The 15463-nt window shown below is 64.4% G+C and carries 16 protein-coding genes; 10 read left to right on the top strand and 6 right to left on the bottom strand.

What is annotated here, in order from left to right; translation table 11 throughout:
• Nucleotides 1-65: 65 nt before the first annotated feature.
• The 9 genes from JEQ47_RS03055 to JEQ47_RS03015 all read left to right on the top strand — a co-directional run bounded on the left by JEQ47_RS03055 (nt 66) and on the right by JEQ47_RS03015 (nt 6778).
• Nucleotides 66-467 (top strand): hypothetical protein, encoded by a 402-nt coding sequence (locus JEQ47_RS03055; protein ID WP_198874919.1) that lies wholly within the window; start codon nt 66-68, stop codon nt 465-467.
• A gap of 112 nt (nt 468-579) precedes the next feature.
• Nucleotides 580-2289 (top strand): urease subunit alpha, encoded by a 1710-nt coding sequence (gene ureC, locus JEQ47_RS03050; RefSeq protein WP_198874917.1) that lies wholly within the window; start codon nt 580-582, stop codon nt 2287-2289.
• A gap of 116 nt (nt 2290-2405) precedes the next feature.
• The gene (locus JEQ47_RS03045; protein WP_198874916.1) at nt 2406-3518 is read left to right on the top strand and encodes a methyltransferase domain-containing protein; all 1113 of its coding nucleotides are present in this window, start codon (nt 2406-2408) and stop codon (nt 3516-3518) included.
• A gap of 107 nt (nt 3519-3625) precedes the next feature.
• A complete protein-coding gene (locus JEQ47_RS03040; RefSeq protein WP_198874915.1) occupies nt 3626-4048 on the top strand; it encodes an MliC family protein in 423 nt (140 codons plus the stop codon).
• A gap of 32 nt (nt 4049-4080) precedes the next feature.
• The gene (locus tag JEQ47_RS03035) at nt 4081-4575 is read left to right on the top strand and encodes an urease accessory protein UreE (RefSeq protein ID WP_198874914.1); all 495 of its coding nucleotides are present in this window, start codon (nt 4081-4083) and stop codon (nt 4573-4575) included.
• Nucleotides 4572-5228 carry an urease accessory protein UreF gene (locus tag JEQ47_RS03030; RefSeq protein WP_198874913.1) on the top strand — a complete coding sequence of 219 codons (657 nt, stop codon included), beginning with the start codon at nt 4572-4574 and terminating at the stop codon, nt 5226-5228. The genes JEQ47_RS03035 and JEQ47_RS03030 overlap by 4 nt, the downstream gene beginning before the upstream one ends.
• Nucleotides 5225-5656, top strand: a complete 432-nt coding sequence (locus JEQ47_RS03025; RefSeq protein WP_198874912.1) for a DUF3995 domain-containing protein — start codon at nt 5225-5227, stop codon at nt 5654-5656. Before JEQ47_RS03030 ends, JEQ47_RS03025 begins: the two co-directional genes overlap by 4 nt.
• 15 nt (nt 5657-5671) lie before the next feature.
• A complete protein-coding gene (ureG, locus tag JEQ47_RS03020; protein ID WP_198874911.1) occupies nt 5672-6304 on the top strand; it encodes an urease accessory protein UreG in 633 nt (210 codons plus the stop codon).
• Nucleotides 6305-6310: 6 nt separating this feature from the next.
• Nucleotides 6311-6778: a GNAT family N-acetyltransferase gene (locus JEQ47_RS03015; protein WP_198874909.1), complete on the top strand. Its 468-nt coding sequence runs from the start codon at nt 6311-6313 to the stop codon at nt 6776-6778.
• On the opposite strand, the gene JEQ47_RS03010 is transcribed toward JEQ47_RS03015, so the two are convergent.
• On the bottom strand, nt 6775-7689 hold the full coding sequence (locus tag JEQ47_RS03010; RefSeq protein WP_198874908.1) for an oxidoreductase: 915 nt from the start codon (nt 7687-7689) through the stop codon (nt 6775-6777). The genes JEQ47_RS03015 and JEQ47_RS03010 overlap by 4 nt on opposite strands.
• 89 nt (nt 7690-7778) lie before the next feature.
• Here JEQ47_RS03010 and JEQ47_RS03005 point away from each other — a divergent pair, with 89 nt between their 5' ends.
• Entirely contained in the window at nt 7779-8354 is a 576-nt protein-coding gene (locus JEQ47_RS03005) for a TetR/AcrR family transcriptional regulator (RefSeq protein WP_268905697.1), read from the top strand.
• 4 nt (nt 8355-8358) lie between these two features.
• Here JEQ47_RS03005 and JEQ47_RS03000 read toward each other — a convergent pair whose 3' ends face one another.
• Genes JEQ47_RS03000 through glgC form a run of 5 tightly spaced genes read right to left on the bottom strand, consistent with a single transcriptional unit; the run spans nt 8359 to nt 15453 of the window.
• Nucleotides 8359-9087 (bottom strand): metallophosphoesterase, encoded by a 729-nt coding sequence (locus JEQ47_RS03000; protein ID WP_198874907.1) that lies wholly within the window; start codon nt 9085-9087, stop codon nt 8359-8361.
• Entirely contained in the window at nt 9084-11093 is a 2010-nt protein-coding gene (gene glgX, locus JEQ47_RS02995; protein ID WP_198874906.1) for a glycogen debranching protein GlgX, read from the bottom strand. Before glgX ends, JEQ47_RS03000 begins: the two co-directional genes overlap by 4 nt.
• A gap of 13 nt (nt 11094-11106) precedes the next feature.
• Complete coding sequence (locus JEQ47_RS02990) at nt 11107-12741, bottom strand: alpha-D-glucose phosphate-specific phosphoglucomutase (protein WP_198874905.1); 1635 nt, start codon at nt 12739-12741, stop codon at nt 11107-11109.
• A complete protein-coding gene (gene glgA, locus JEQ47_RS02985; RefSeq protein ID WP_198875703.1) occupies nt 12722-14182 on the bottom strand; it encodes a glycogen synthase GlgA in 1461 nt (486 codons plus the stop codon). The genes JEQ47_RS02990 and glgA overlap by 20 nt, the downstream gene beginning before the upstream one ends.
• Nucleotides 14182-15453 (bottom strand): glucose-1-phosphate adenylyltransferase, encoded by a 1272-nt coding sequence (glgC, locus tag JEQ47_RS02980; protein WP_198874904.1) that lies wholly within the window; start codon nt 15451-15453, stop codon nt 14182-14184. Before glgC ends, glgA begins: the two co-directional genes overlap by 1 nt.
• Nucleotides 15454-15463 lie beyond the last annotated feature (10 nt).

Raw genomic sequence — 15463 nt, 5'->3', positions numbered from 1 at the left:
AACGGCCATGGCGCAGCGGGGTGAAAGCTGGTTAAAGGGCGGGACTGGAAATTCAGGACCACGCCATGACCACCGAGCCCTCCAAGGAAGCCATCTTCAAGCAGCGCCTCATCGCCGTGATCGCGGATCTGCAGGCCGAGGGCCGGACCGATCCCGAAGCGGTGCTGCTGATCGGCAGCCTCGCCTCCGACCTGGCGGACAAGCTCAAGCAGAAGAACTGGGTGGCGGTGAAGCAGGCCATGAGCGCCGCCCAATACAACGAGCTGCTTGGCTCCTTCCAGAACGGGGGCAACCAGCTCCATCAGGATGGCAAGGCCAAACAGGCCTTTGCCGTCCAGCTCCTCGGCGTTTCGCTGGTCGCCGCGACCCAGCGTAATGACGCCGATGTGGCGGCCGGCGAGAAACTGGTGGACCAGTTCATCGACCGCGCCATCGTCGTCTACCGCCAGTCCCGCCCCCGGCACTGATCCTGCCGGAGCGCGACGGGCACACCACCGCGCTCCGAGCCCTTGCCAGCCCGGTTGCGACAGATACAGTCACACCGGGAAGCCTTTGTCCCGGGCACTTACGGGACCGACCATGCCAGCACGGATTTCTCGCGCCACCTACGCCGATATGTACGGCCCCACCACCGGCGACCGCGTCCGCCTCGCCGATACCGAGCTCTTCATCGAGGTGGAGCGCGATTTCACCACCTATGGCGAAGAGGTGAAGTTCGGCGGCGGCAAGGTCATCCGCGACGGCATGGGCCAGTCCCAGCGCACGCGCGCCGAGGGCGCCGTCGACACCGTCATCACCAATGCGCTGATCGTCGATCATACCGGCATCTACAAGGCCGATATCGGCCTCAAGAACGGCCTCATCGCCGGCATCGGCAAGGCCGGCAATCCCGACACCCAGCCCGGCGTCGACATCATCATCGGGCCATCCACCGAGGCCATTGCCGGCGAAGGCAAGATCATCACCGCTGGCGGCATGGACGCCCATATCCACTTCATCTGCCCCCAGCAGATCGAGGAAGCGCTGATGAGTGGCGTCACCACCATGCTCGGCGGCGGCTCCGGTCCGGCCCATGGCACGCTTGCCACCACCTGTACCGGCGCCTGGAACATCGAGCGCATGATCGAGAGCTTCGACGCTTTCCCCATGAACCTGGCCCTGGCGGGCAAGGGCAATGCGGCCCTGCCCGCGCCGCTCGAGGAAATGATCCTCGCCGGCGCCTCCTGTCTGAAGCTCCATGAGGACTGGGGCACGACGCCGGCCACCATCGACAATTGCCTCTCTGTCGCTGACGATTTCGACGTGCAGGTGATGATCCATACCGACACGCTCAACGAGAGCGGCTTCGTCGAGGATACGGTGGGCGCCTTCAAGGGCCGCACCATCCACGCCTTCCACACCGAAGGCGCCGGCGGCGGTCATGCTCCCGACATTCTCAAGGTTGCGGGCCTGCCCAATGTCATTCCCTCCTCGACCAATCCGACCCGGCCCTACACGGTCAACACCATTGCCGAGCATCTCGACATGCTCATGGTCTGCCACCATCTGGACCAGTCCATTCCTGAGGACGTGGCCTTCGCCGAGTCGCGCATTCGCAAGGAAACCATCGCCGCCGAGGACATCCTTCACGATATGGGTGCGCTCTCGGTCATCTCGTCCGACAGCCAGGCCATGGGCCGCGTCGGCGAAGTGCTGATCCGCACCTGGCAGACCGCCGACAAGATGAAGCGCCAGCGCGGGCGCCTCAGCGAAGAAACCGGCGACAACGACAATTTCCGGGTCCGCCGCTACATCGCCAAGTACACCATCAACCCGGCCATCGCCCACGGCATGAGCCAGCACATCGGCTCGGTGGAAGTGGGCAAGCGCGCCGACCTGGTCCTCTGGAACCCGGCCTTTTTCGGCGTGAAGCCCGAAATGGTGCTGCTGGGCGGCTCCATCGCCGCCGCCCCCATGGGCGATCCCAACGCCTCAATCCCGACGCCGCAGCCCATGCACTACCGCCCCATGTTCGGCGCCTATGGCAAGCTGGTCAGCCGCTCCTCGGTGGTCTTCATTTCCCAGGCGGCGCACGATGCGGGCCTGCGCAACCGCATCGGCGTCGACAAGCAGTTGCTCCCGGTGAGCAATACCCGATCGGGCATCGGCAAGGCAGCGATGAAGCTCAATACCGCCACCCCGAGGATCGACGTGCATCCCGAAACCTACGAAGTGCGCGCCGATGGCGAGCTGTTGACCTGCGAGCCAGCCACCGTCCTACCCATGGCCCAGCGATACTTCCTGTTCTAGTACCTTCCCCGGCGAGGCGGGATTCGTCGCGCCTCACGCGCTCGTTAATTGTCGGCGTCGGCATCCCGCCCAATAGTCGCCGGATCGTCATCACGCTCGGGGAAGGGTCGATCGTCGTGCAGAGGGGCCTTCCAAACGATCCAGTGCTTGCCTTGCGGGCGCGCGAGCTGCTTGCAGAGATACGCCAGCTCGTCGCCGCCGAGCGCTGGAAGGAGGCGGCACCGCGCAGCGTCGCCCTGGTGCAGGTGGCGCCGGGCCTCACTGAAGCCCATGACCTCATGGGCGTCGTGGCCATGCGCACCGGCGCCGCCAAGATCGCCGAAGGCTGCTTCGAGCGCGCCGTCAGCATCGGCCCGGTCACCGCGACCCGCCTCCATGATTGGGCCAAGGCGCTGATGGCCTTGCACGAACCGGCCGCGGCCGCCCGGGTGCTGCACCGTGCCCTGCTCATCCGCCCCGACGACCCGGACCTCCTCATGGAACTGGCCGATTGCCAGCTCAGCCAGAACCAGCGCGGCGAGGCGCTCAAGAGCCTGCGCCGGGTTCTTCGCAAGCAGCCGCACAATCGTCTCGCCAATCATCTTGTGTCGGCCCTGACCCAGCCCGGCACCCCGCATAACGACTATGTCGCGCATCTCTTTGATGGCTATGCGGCCTATTTCGAAGATCACCTGACCCAGACGCTCGCCTATCGCGTGCCCGAGGCCCTGGCGGCCATGCTGGCCACCTATGCCATTCCGGGCGGAACCGTCCTCGATCTCGGCTGCGGCACCGGACTCGTCGCCAAGGCGCTTGCGGCTCGGGAGCTTGTTGTCGACGGCATCGACATCGCCGCCAACATGGTGGCCAGCGCCGGCCAAACAGGCCTCTATCGCCATCTCGTCACGGGCGATTGCCGCGACGTCATGGTCACCGACGCCGCCTTTGCCGGCCCCTATGGCCTCGTCACTGCAGCCGATGTGTTCATCTATGTCGGCGCTCTGGAAGCCATCTTCGCCGCCCTGCCGGCCCACGTTGCCGCCGGCGGCCTGGTTGCATTTTCCATCGAGACATCGGACGCATCCGACATCGAAATCCGCGCCAGTGGCCGCTTTGCCCACGCGCCGGCCTATGTATCGGGCCTTGCCGAGCGCCATGGCTTGACCATGCTGGCCGACGAGCCGCACACCATCCGCCAGGAGCAGGGCCGCCCGATCGCCGGCCATCTCTACCTGCTGCGGGCACCTTGATCGAAGCCCTTGGAAAGCCTCAACGCCTTGGGGCGAAGGGCTTGCCAGATCGACTATTCGCCACGATTGTCTGCCCAGATGGTCGCGCCTCAATCGAAGGACATGTCATGACCCCGATCCGCATCACTGCCGCCGTCGCCCTGCTCTTCGCCACCAGCACCCTTGCCGTGGCACAGACCGAAGAGCCGGCGCCGCCGCCCGCTCCCACTCCTCCCGCCACCTCGGCCAGCCTCACCCTGACGCTGGAAAGCACCGGCAATATCGAGCGCGAGATCGTCAATTACCAATGCGACGACGAACAGGTGCTGAGCGTCCAGTATCTCAACGCGGCGCCCAACTTCCTCGCCATTGTCCCGGTGGACGGCCAGAACCTGGTCTTCGCTACAACCATTTCCGGCTCCGGCGCCCGTTACGTGGCTGGTCCCTATGAGTGGTGGAGCCACCAGGGCGAGGCCACGCTCAGCGACCTGACCCAGGATGAGGACGCGCCGCCGCGGGTCACCTGCACCGCATCCAGCAACACGCCCTGATCTCCGACAGTCCAGCAGGTTTCATCTCGTCCATGCGTCACGCCAAAGCCCACCTGCCCGCCTCCCACGGCAAGGGCCCTGCCATCGATACCATCACGCTGGCTCATGACCAGCGCCGCCTGCGCCGCAAACTGCTCACCGGCGCCAGCGGCACCGAGGTCATGGTCGATTTTGCCGCCACCACCACGCTCGACCACAATGGTGCGCTCGAACTCGACAATGGCGAACTCGTGACCATCCTGGCCGCCGAGGAACTGCTCTACGAAATCCGCGCCCGCGACGCCGGCCACCTCCTGCGTCTTGCCTGGCATATCGGCAATCGTCACACCCCGGCCCAGCTCGAACCGGGCCGCATCCTCATCCAGCGCGATCATGTGCTCAAGACCATGCTCGAGGGCCTGGGAGCATCGGTCATCAACGTCACCGAACCCTTCTTTGCCGAACACGGCGCCTATCACAGCCACTCCCATGGCGACGGCGGCCGATCGCATGGCGACGGCGGCCATGCCCTGCTCAACCGCAAGTGAGTGCCGATCTGCAGAAACTGCTGACCTGGCTGTCACCCGCCTTTCCAGTGGGCGCCTTTGCCTGGTCTGCCGGTCTCGAAACCGCCATCGTCGCCCGCACCGTGCACGATCGCCCCACGACCGAGGACTGGATCGCAGGAACCCTGGCCCATGGGGGCCTCAGAACCGACGCGATCCTCCTCGCCCATGCCCATGCCGGCCATGCCGATCCGGGCAAGCTCACCGAGCTGGCCGATCTCTGTCTCGCTCTGACCCCGGCCCGTGAACGTCACGCCGAAACCGTCGTCACCGGCAATGCCTTCGTGCTCGCCAGCGCTGCCTGGCCGACGGACGAAACGCTGACCCTGCCGAAGCCCTGCCCCTACCCCATCGCCATCGGCGCCCTGGCCGGAGCCCACGGCATTGACCGGCGCGCCACGCTGATCGGCTTTCTCACTGCCACGGTGCATTCGCAGGTCTCGGTTGCCGTGCGGCTGGTGCCCATTGGTCAGAGCGACGGGCTTGCCATCATGGCGTCGCTGGAGTCGCACATCGCCAGGCAGGCCGATCTGTGCCTCAATGCCGCACTGGACGATATTGGCAGCGTGGCCTATGGCGCAGATATTGCCCAGATGCAGCACGAAACCCTGCCAACGAGGATCTTCCGGTCATGAACATGTTCTTCGCGTCCTTCATGTTCATCGGCCTCCTGGCCGTGTCCTTCGCCCACCTGATGTGGGCGTTCGGCCGCACCTGGCCAATCCGCAATGAAAAGCTCCTGGCCCAGACCGTGGTGGGCTTCAAGGACATCGAGCGCATGCCGCCCCGGCTGGCTTCGCTGGCCGTCTCAATCGCCACTTTCGCCGCCGGCTGCTTTGCCTTGGCCCTGGCCGATCACGACAGTGGCGGCTGGCAGCTCAACCTCGTCGGCTTTGCCCTGGCCGCGGTCTTTCTCGCCCGCGGCATCATCGGCTACACGCCGTGGTGGGCCGAAAAGACCCCCGAACCGAATTTCCGGCTCAACGACCGACGTGTCTATTCCCCCCTTTGCCTCTTCCTCGGCATCGGTTTTTTGGTACTCATCTCTCTGCGCTTTGTGTGACGCGAAGGATCGAACATGCCCCGCAGCCTCAATGGACCTCTTCGCATCGGCATCGGCGGCCCCGTTGGCTCGGGCAAGACGACGCTCTGCGAAATGCTGCTCAAGGCCATGCGCGACCGCTATTCCATGGCCGTTGTCACCAATGACATCTACACCCAGGAAGACGCGCTGATCCTGTCGCGCGTGCAGGCCATTTCCGAGGACCGCATTGTCGGCGTCGAGACCGGCGGCTGCCCGCATACCGCCATCCGTGAGGATGCCTCGCTCAACCTTGCTGCCATCGATGGCCTCAACCAGAAATTTCCCGATCTCGACATCATCCTGATCGAGAGCGGCGGCGACAATCTCGCAGCGACCTTCTCGCCTGACCTGGCCGACCTGACCATCTATGTCATCTCCGTGGCACAGGGCGAAAAGGTGCCGCGCAAGGGTGGCCCGGCTATTTCCCGCTCCGACTTGCTGGTGATTACCCATACCGACCTCGCCCAATATGTGGGCGCCAGCCTCGCAGTGATGGAAAGCGACACGCAGAAGGTACGCGAAGGCCGGCCCTATGTTTTCACCGACCTGCTGCGCCGAGAAAGCCTCGACCAGATCATCGCCTTTATCGAAAAGCATGGCGGCTTTGTCGCCGAGGCTGCCGAGTAGACGACATTGAGCAGCGACCCGATCCGCCTGCGCCGCTCGCTCGCCGGTTTCGCCCCATCGATATCTGCTCCGCCAGACGTGGTTCTCATGCCGCTCTGGCAGGCAAAGCCCATCGCCCTCCATCGCCTGCTGCAACTGGCCTATGCAGGTGGCGGCGGCACGGTGGGCAGCTTCGAGCATTGGTGGTGGCCACTGGTTGAGGACAGCGAATTCGATCCCGCCCTCGTCCTGATTGCGGCCGACGCCACCGGCACACTTGTTGGCCTCGCCCAATGCTGGACCAGCGGCTTCCTCAAGGACCTTGTTGTCGCTCCCGATGCCCGTAACCGGCAGATTGGCTCCTGGTTGCTGGACACCATCTTCGCCGCATTCGCCGCCCGCGGTGCGCCCCATATCGATCTCAAGGTCGAGGGCGACAACGCGGCGGCCCAGCGCTTCTATGCCCGCCACGGCATGGTCGCGGTCGAGATTTAGGCGAAGCTGGCCCCGGTCAGCTCTTCCGAAACCTCCCACAGGCGACGTGCCACGGCGCCATCGAGTGCCCCCTCCGGCACCCGTGAGCGCGCCGGATAGCCTCGCGTTTCGCCCAAGCCGTCCGGCCCATAGTAACCGCCGCCTTCAGCCTCCGGTGCCGTTGCCGCATAGAGCGTAGGCAGCGCCCCCTGTGCTGCCGGCTGGAACAGGAACCAGAGGTAAGTGCGGGTCAATCCAACCAGGCTCATGCGCCCCGGCGCATTGTGTAAGAGGTCCGTGCGCGAAACGCCCGGATGCGCGCCGATGCTTGTTACGCCCCAGCCACCCTCGCTGCTGCGACGCTGCAATTCCCGCGCAAAGCTCAGGCAGGCCACCTTCGACTGCCCATAAGCCTTCATTGGCACATAGGACTTAGTCGATTGCAGGTCCGAAAAGTCGATCCGGCCATTGCGGGCGGCAACGCTGGAGAGGCTGACGACCCTCGCATTCTTTCCCTTGCGCAACAGCGGCATCAGGCCTGCGGTGAGGGCGAAATGCCCCAGATAATTTGTGCCCAGTTGCAGCTCAAAACCGTCCTCCGTCTCCTGGCGCTGCGGCGGCACCATTACCCCGGCATTGTTGATGAGAATGTCGACGGCGTCGCGTTCCCCCGCGAGCCGATTGGCAAAATCCCGAACCGACTGGAGGCTCGCCAGGTCGAGCTGTCCGAACTCGACCTTTGCCCCCTTCACCTCGGCCCGCAGCTTCGCAACTGCATCGGCGCCCTTTTGCGCGTTGCGGCCGGCAAGGATGACCTCGGCCCCTGCCCTGGCGAGCGCCAGCGCATCCTCATAGCCGAGCCCGCCCGTACCGGTGACCACTGCCACGCGTCCATCCTGTCGGGGAATATCCGAAGTCGTCCACTTGCTCATTGCATAATCCTTTTTGCACTCAGTGCAGATTTAAATATTGCACTCAGTGCAGAATTGCAAGCGAGAGATTTTCGCGCTAACCACAGCCCATGGGACTTCGGGAACAAAAGCGGCAGGAAACACTCTCCCGCATCACGCGCAGTGCGATGGAGCTGTTTGCCCGCCAGGGCTACGAAGCGACGACGATCGAGGCGATCGCGGCGGCGGCCGGCATCTCTCGGCGCACCTTCTTCCACTATTTCAAGACCAAGGACGACGTCCTGCTTTCCCAGCAGGCTGGGCTTGGCGAGCAGTTGATTGCGGCCCTGGCCGCAGAACCCGATGCCGGCACGCCCATGCGGACGGTGCACGCCGCCATGCGCCGCATTGCCTCCTCCTACCCGCTGGAAGAGCTGGTGGTCATCGACCGCCTGATGCTGTCCATCGAGGCCGTGCAGTCCCGGAAGCAGGCCAATTATATAAGGGACGAAAAACTCGTGCTCGAGGCGCTGCGCCAGCGTTGGCCAATGGAAGACGATATGTCTCTTCGGGTCACTGCCTTCGTCGCCATTGGCTGCACCCGGCTATCACTGGATGCCTGGCGCGCGGCCGGCGGCACGCGGCCGATCGTCGAGTATCTCGACCGTGCCTTTGCCGCGTTGACATCGGATCTGGCGCGCGGCTGAGGCTTCAGCCCACCATCACCACATGGCTGACGAGCCGTCCGTCGCGCAAGTGATGGACCAATAGCCCGGGCGGCTCCACCACTTCGCTGTCCTTGTCGTCGAGCCGCAGCCGGTTGGCTTTCTTGATCGACGGCGCCATGGTCGCCTGCCGCCCGGCAAAGGTGGTGAACAGCGGTCGGTGCACATGCCCACAGGAAAAGCCCACCACGGTTTCGCCTGCCGCCTCGATCACGGCGGCAAGGCCATCGCCGTTGAAGCAGATATTGCGGTCCTTCCCGGTAATAGCAGTCGGGAACGGATGCTGGTGCTGGAAGATCAGCGTCGGCACCAACGACTCCGCCAACTCCGTCGCCAGCCAGTCCAGCACTGGCGCGGCATCGCCATGGTCTGCGCCATCCACGGTCACGTCGAGACCGATCAGCCGCATGTCTCCGACCACGCCCGTACAGTTGAGCGGCCTGTCGGACGTCCAGGCGAAGCGGTCGCCGAATGCACGCCGCATCTCCGCATGGTCATCGACATTGCCCGGCACGACAAAATAGGGAGCGCCGAGCTTTTCGAGCCGCTTCCTCACGCGCGGATACTCGGTTTCGAAGTCGGCCTCGCAGAGGTCACCGCTGACGATCAGCGCGTCGGGCCGGAGCGGCCTCAGCCACTCCAGCACCTTGTCCAGCCGCTCGATGGCTCGCTCGGAGCCATCGGCGTGGATGTCGCTGATCTGCGCAACGATCATTGGGCCTGGGGCCGCACGAGTGCCACCACCGAGCGGGGCGGCAGGGTCGCCGTGCCCTGGTTGACCGGCACGGCCTCACCCGGATCGGACTGGATGCCGATGGCCCAGTCGCCTTCGGGCAGGTGCGCTACCACCGGGTCGATCCGCCGGTTGAACCACACCAGGACTTCATCGTCCTTGTGCTTGAGATGCATGCCGAGCACCGAAGCGGAACTGTCGTTCCAATCGCCCTCGTTCATCTCGCGTCCATCCGGATGCAGCCAGGTGACGTCGCGCAAGCCGTTGCGATCCTGCCCGCTGAGCCAATGATCATGGCTGACCGCCGGATGCTCCTGGCGGAAGGCATTGACCGCCGCCACGAAATCCACCAGCGCACCATCGGCGCCTTCCCAGTCGACCCAGGTGATTTCATTGTCCTGGGCATAGGCATTGTTGTTGCCCTGCTGGGTGCGGAACATTTCGTCGCCCTGCTGGATCAGCGGCGTGCCGCGCGACAGGAACAGCGTCGCCAGCATGGCGCGAACGTCGCGCTTGCGGGCGGCATTGATGTGCTCGTCTTCGGTCTCGCCCTCGACACCGCAGTTCCAGGACTGGTTGTTGTTGTGACCGTCCTTGTTGTTCTCGCCATTCGCGTCATTGTGCTTGTCGTGATAGGTCACGAGATCGCGCAGCGTGAACCCGTCATGCACGGCCAGCATGTTGACGCCATGGCTGGGTTTGCGGCCAGCCACGTCGAAGATTTCCGCCGAACCCGATACTTTGCCGGCCAGCGCACCGATCTTGGCCGGTTCGCCCTTCCAGAAGGCACGGATTTCGTCGCGATAGGTGTCGTTGTGCTCGGCGAATTCCTGGCCGAACTTGCCCACCGCATAACCGCCCGGACCCGGGTCCCATGGCTCGGCCACGAGAATGACCTTGCTCAGCACCGGATCGGCCTTGATCTTCTTGAGCATCTCCGCTTCCGGGTTGAAGCCCGGATCGCGCCCGAGCACCGTCGCGAGGTCGAAGCGGAAACCGGCAACGCCCAGCTCCTCAACATAGTAGCGCAGGCTTTCGATCACCAGCCGCTGCACGGCTGGGTGGTCGCAGCGCAGCGTATTGCCGGTGCCGGTATCGTTGACGAGGTACTTCTTCCCGTCGACCTCGACCCAGCGGTAATAGGTCTGCGGATCGAGCCCCATCATCGAGAGGATCGGCCCCTGCTGATCGCCCTCGCCGGTATGGTTATAGACCACGTCGAGGATCACGTTGATCCCCGCCTTGCGGTAGGTATCGGTCATCACCCGCAATTCCTGCGGGCCCCGCGGCACCAGCCGCGGGTCGACCGCGAAATAGGCTACGGGGTTGTAGCCCCAGGCATTGGTCAGCCCCAGCGCCGGCAGGTGGCCCTCGTCGATCCAGGCGGCCGTCGGCATCAACTGCACCGTGTCCACACCCAGATGCTTGAAGTGGTCGATCACCCGGCGCGTCGTCAGCGCCGCCACAGTGCCGCGCAGGGGCCCCTGCACGCTGGGGTGGCGCATGGTGAAGCCGCGCACGTTGAGTTCGTAAAAGAGCTTGGGATGCTTTTTCCGGCGCGGCTTGGCTGGATCATCGGTCAGGCCGCGGACGATGGCCTTGGGCACCAGCGGCGCGGTATCCACCGCTTCCTCGCGGCCGAGACGCAGGCGCGGCGACCGCACGAACACCCGGTCGAGATGGCGGGCATAGGGGTCAACCAGAAGCTTGTTCGGATCGAAAAACAGGCCCTGGTCCGGGTCATAGGGGCCGTCGGCCCTGAGGCCATAGCGGGCGCCTGCCGCGACATTGGCGATCAGCGCGGCGTGGATATTGTCCTGCCGCACATCGAGCTCGTAGCGCCCGATTTCTTCGTCCTGTTCGTTGAAGAGGCAGACCCAGATCTGGGATGCGCCTTCCGAATAGACGGCAAAGTTCACCCCCTCGGGGGTGATGGTCGCGCCGAGATGTTCCGTGCGCCCGGCATTGGGCACAAGCTGTGGTTCCATGGAAAGGGCCGATCTAGGTAATGACGCTGGGTTCGGTGCGTCCGGTTCTGGCCTTGATCCCTGCCAACTGTTCAGCGATCCCGATAAGGGGTTCGAGTGCGAGCTGGGTGTCGAGATCGTGGCGTCCATCGGCGGCCTCATAGCGTTCAAGGTAGACGCGCAACGTTGCCCCCACAGTGCCGGTTCCGGAGAGGCGCAGCACAATGCGCGAGCCGTCCGCAAAGCCGATACGCACGCCCTGCATGGAACTGGTCGAGCCGTCGACCGGGTCGTGATAGGTGAAGTCGTCGGCATAGGCGACCTGCAGATCGTCCTCGAACACTTTGCCCGGCAGCGACGGCAGCTTGGCCCGCAGCTCCTGCATCAGCGTATTGGCGATGCCGGCGTCGACTTCCTCGTAATCGTGCCGCGTGTAGTAATTCCGGCCATACGTCTTCCAATGCTCGCGCACGATCTCATCGACGCTCTGCTTGCGCACGGCGAGAATGTTGAGCCAGAGCAGCACGGCCCAGAGCCCGTCCTTTTCGCGCACATGGTTCGAGCCGGTGCCCGCGCTTTCCTCGCCGCAGATGGTCACGCGGCCGGCATCGAGCAGGTTGCCGAAAAACTTCCAGCCCGTCGGCGTCTCGTGCATTTCGATGCCGAGCTTCTCGGCCACCCGGTCCGCCGCCGCGCTGGTCGGCATCGAGCGGGCAATGCCTGCGATGCCGGCCTTGTAGCCCGGCGCCAGATGCGCATTGGCCGCCAGCAGCGCCAGCGAGTCCGAGGGCGTCACGAACCGGTTCTTGCCGATGATCAGGTTACGGTCACCATCGCCATCCGACGCGGCGCCAAAATCCGGACCCTCCGGGGTCATCAGCAGGTCATGCATATCCTTGCAATAGACCAGGTTCGGGTCCGGATGCCCGTCATTGAAGGTCGGCGACGGCGTGCCGTTGACGACCGTGCCCTTGGGCGCGCCGAGCAGTCCCTCGATGATGGCATGGGCAAAGGGGCCGGTCACCGCATTCATGGCGTCGAAGGTCATGCGGAAGCCGCCCGCGAACAGCCCCCTGATGGCGTCGAAATCGAACAGCGTCTGCATTAGGTCCGCATAGTCGGCGACCGGGTCGATCACCTCGACCACCATGTCCCCGACCCTCTGCGTCCCGATGGCGTCGAGGTCGATGTCGTCGGTCTCCAGCGTCTTGTAGCTGGTAATCACCTTGGTGCGCGCGAAGACCGCATCGGTGATCTTCTCGGGCGCCGGGCCGCCATTGCCGATATTGTACTTGATGCCGAAATCGCCTTCCGGCCCGCCCGGATTGTGGCTGGCCGACAGCACCAGCCCGCCGAACGCCTTGTAGTGCCGGATCACATGGCTGGCGGCCGGCGTCGAGAGAATACCGCCCTGCCCCACCAGCACCTTGCCGAAGCCATTGGCCGCGGCGATGCGGATGGCCTTCTGGATAGCGACGTCATTGTAAAAGCGCCCGTCCCCGCCGATCACCAGCGTCTTGCCGGCAAACCCTTCGAGGCTGTCGAAGATCGCCTGGATGTAGTTCTCGACATAATTGGGCTGGCTGTAGACGGTCACGCGTTTCCGCAGGCCCGAAGTGCCGGGCTTCTGGTCGGCATAGGGCGTCGTCTCAATCGTCTTGGGCGTCATCTGTCGAATATCCGATCAATGAGGCATAGAGCTGGGCATAGCGGGCGGCGCTGGCTTCCCAGCTCACATCCGATTTCATCCCCCGCCTTTGCATTTTCTTCCAGGTTTTCTCGTCCGCATAGAGCGCCAGCGTGCGCCGGATGGCGTCGGCCAGCGCCCCGGCATCGGGCGGCGCAAACTGTATGCCCGTCGCCACCTCGGCCTGCATGGCCGCGATATTGGCGTCGATGACCGTGTCATTGAGCCCGCCGACGCGACTGACCAGCGGAATGCAGCCATAGCGAAGCGCATAGAGCTGCGTCAGCCCACACGGCTCGAAACGCGAGGGCACGACCATCACGTCCGCCCCGCCCTGGATCAGGTGGCTGAGCTTCTCGTTATAGCCGGTGATCATGCCGACCCGGCCCGGATGCGCTTGTGCCGCTCCGCGCACCGCGTTTTCCAGCTCCGTGTCGCCCGAACCGAGCACCGCCAATTGCCCGCCCGCGGCCACCAGCATGTCGATATTGGCAACGAGCAGGTCGATGCCCTTCTGCCAGGTCAGCCGGCTCACCACCGAGAACAGCGGCCCGTCTGAAGGTTCGAGCCCGAACGCTTCCTGCACCGCGCGCTTGTTGTTGATGCGCCCCTGGACGCTGTTGGCCGTATAGTTTTGCACCAGGGCCGGATCGGTCGCCGGATCCCAGGCCGAGGTGTCGATGCCATTGAGCACGCCAAAGACCGTGCTCGAGCGGTTATTGAGCAGCCCTTCGAGGCCCATGCCATAGGCCGGCGTGCGGATTTCGGCAGCATAGGTGGGCGACACCGTCGTCACCACATCGGCGCACTCGACGCCCGCCTTGAGATAACCGACGCCGCCATAATACTCGACGCCTTCCACCGAGAAGGCGTGCGGCGGCAGCCGCAACTGCCCGAAAATGTCCGCACCGTAAGTGCCCTGGAAGGCCATGTTATGGACGGTCATGACCGTCTTGAGCGTGGCCGAGGGACCGTACTTCACATAGGCCGGCACGAGGCCCGCCTGCCAGTCATGCGCATGGATGACCTGCGGGCTATAGCCGTCCACAAGCCCCAGCCCCAGTTCCGAGGCGACCCAGCTCAGCGCCGCGAACCGCTTCCAGTTGTCCGGCCAGTCCCAGCCTTCCGGGCCCATATAGGGATTACCCGGCCGGTCATAGAGCGAGGGCGCGTCGAGCACGATGAGGTCGAGGCCCTCGACACGCCCGGCAATCAGTCGACCGGTCGTGCCGAACAGGTCATCGAACCGCGCCACCTCGCGCCCGCCGGTCATGCGGCCCAGCACCGCCGGGTAGCCCGGCACCAAAGTGCGCATGGTGACGCCGGATCCTGCCAGCGCTCCCGGCAGGGCTCCTGCCACATCGGCCAGCCCGCCGGTTTTGACCAGCGGGTAGAGCTCGGAAGCAACCGAAAGGACTTCGATCATCGATCAGCCAGGTACTTGTTGATCATCGCCTGGGTGACCAGCGTCACGCCCTCGTCGGTGCGCCGGAACCATTTGGCGTCGAATTCCGGATCCTCGCCGACCACCAGGCCTTCGGGGATGGAAACGCCGCGATCGATGACCACTTTCTTGAGCCGCGCATTGCGCCCGATATCGCAATAGGGTAGCACCACCGCCTCCTCGAGCACCGAGTAGGAATGCACCCGCGAGCCGGTGGACAGCAGCGTGCGCTGCAGGTGCCCGCCCGAGATGATGCAGTCGCCCGAGACCAGCGAATTCACCGCAGAGCCGCGCCGCCCGTCGAAATCATGCACGAACTTGGCCGGCGGCGTGATTTCCGCATAGGTCCAGATCGGCCAGTCGCGATCATAAAGATCGAGCTGCGGATTGATGTCGGTGAGGTCGATATTGGCCTTCCAATAGGCGTCCACCGTACCGACGTCGCGCCAGTAACTGATCTTCTCGTTGCTCGATCGCACGCAGGAGCGGTTGAAGCGGTGCGCCCAGGCCGTGCCGTTCTTGACGATATAGGGAATGATATCCTTGCCGAAGTCGCGGCTCGAGCCTTCCGTGGCGGCGTCGCGGCGGAGCTGCTCCATCAGGAAGCGCGTCTCGAACACATAGATGCCCATCGAGGCCAGTGCCATGTCCGGCCGGTCCGGGATGCCTGGCGGGTCCTTCGGCTTCTCGACGAAATCCACCACCCGGTCGCGCCCGTCGACATGCATAACACCGAAGCCGGTAGCCTCCATCCGCGGCACTTCGAGGCACCCGATAGTCACGTCTGCGCCCGTATCCACGTGCTGGCGAAGCATGATTTCGTAGTCCATCTTGTAGATGTGGTCGCCCGCCAGGATGACGATATAGCGGGCGCCGTAATCCTCGATGATGTCCATGTTCTGGTACACGGCGTCGGCCGTGCCCGCATACCACATGTCCTCGGCCACGCGCTGCGAAGCCGGGAGCACGTCAAAGCTCTCGTTGCGCTCCTGCCGGAGGAAGTTCCAGCCGCGCGACAGGTGGCGGATCAGCGAATGCGCCTGGTACTGCGTCGCCACCGAGATGCGGCGGATACCCGAATTGATGGCATTGGAAAGCGCGAAGTCGATGATGCGCGCCTTGCCGCCGAAATAGACGGCCGGTTTGGCGCGTCGGTCGGTCAGCTCCATGAGACGGGTGCCACGGCCCCCCGCCAGCACATAGGCCATGGCCTCGCGTGCCAGCGGCGATGGTACTCGATAGTCAGCCATTAAAAGTCCC

The sequence above is a fragment of the Devosia sediminis genome (genome assembly GCF_016411825.1).
Taxonomy (GTDB): domain Bacteria; phylum Pseudomonadota; class Alphaproteobacteria; order Rhizobiales; family Devosiaceae; genus Devosia; species Devosia sediminis.
The sequence above is the reverse complement of the archived record's forward strand: the minus strand, read 5'-3'. Positions and strand labels throughout refer to the sequence as shown.

Bases quoted from the DNA above. Each gene is read 5' to 3' on its own strand.
- JEQ47_RS03055 (WP_198874919.1), top strand. From the start codon at position 66: ATGACCACCGAGCCCTCCAAGGAAGCCATCTTCAAGCAGCGCCTCATC.
- ureC (WP_198874917.1), top strand. From the start codon at position 580: ATGCCAGCACGGATTTCTCGCGCCACCTACGCCGATATGTACGGCCCC.
- JEQ47_RS03040 (WP_198874915.1), top strand. From the start codon at position 3,626: ATGACCCCGATCCGCATCACTGCCGCCGTCGCCCTGCTCTTCGCCACC.
- JEQ47_RS03035 (WP_198874914.1), top strand. From the start codon at position 4,081: ATGCGTCACGCCAAAGCCCACCTGCCCGCCTCCCACGGCAAGGGCCCT.
- JEQ47_RS03025 (WP_198874912.1), top strand. From the start codon at position 5,225: ATGAACATGTTCTTCGCGTCCTTCATGTTCATCGGCCTCCTGGCCGTG.
- ureG (WP_198874911.1), top strand. From the start codon at position 5,672: ATGCCCCGCAGCCTCAATGGACCTCTTCGCATCGGCATCGGCGGCCCC.
- JEQ47_RS03010 (WP_198874908.1), bottom strand. From the start codon at position 7,689: ATGAGCAAGTGGACGACTTCGGATATTCCCCGACAGGATGGACGCGTG.
- JEQ47_RS03005 (WP_268905697.1), top strand. From the start codon at position 7,779: ATGGGACTTCGGGAACAAAAGCGGCAGGAAACACTCTCCCGCATCACG.
- JEQ47_RS03000 (WP_198874907.1), bottom strand. From the start codon at position 9,087: ATGATCGTTGCGCAGATCAGCGACATCCACGCCGATGGCTCCGAGCGA.
- glgX (WP_198874906.1), bottom strand. From the start codon at position 11,093: ATGGAACCACAGCTTGTGCCCAATGCCGGGCGCACGGAACATCTCGGC.
- JEQ47_RS02990 (WP_198874905.1), bottom strand. From the start codon at position 12,741: ATGACGCCCAAGACGATTGAGACGACGCCCTATGCCGACCAGAAGCCC.
- glgC (WP_198874904.1), bottom strand. From the start codon at position 15,453: ATGGCTGACTATCGAGTACCATCGCCGCTGGCACGCGAGGCCATGGCC.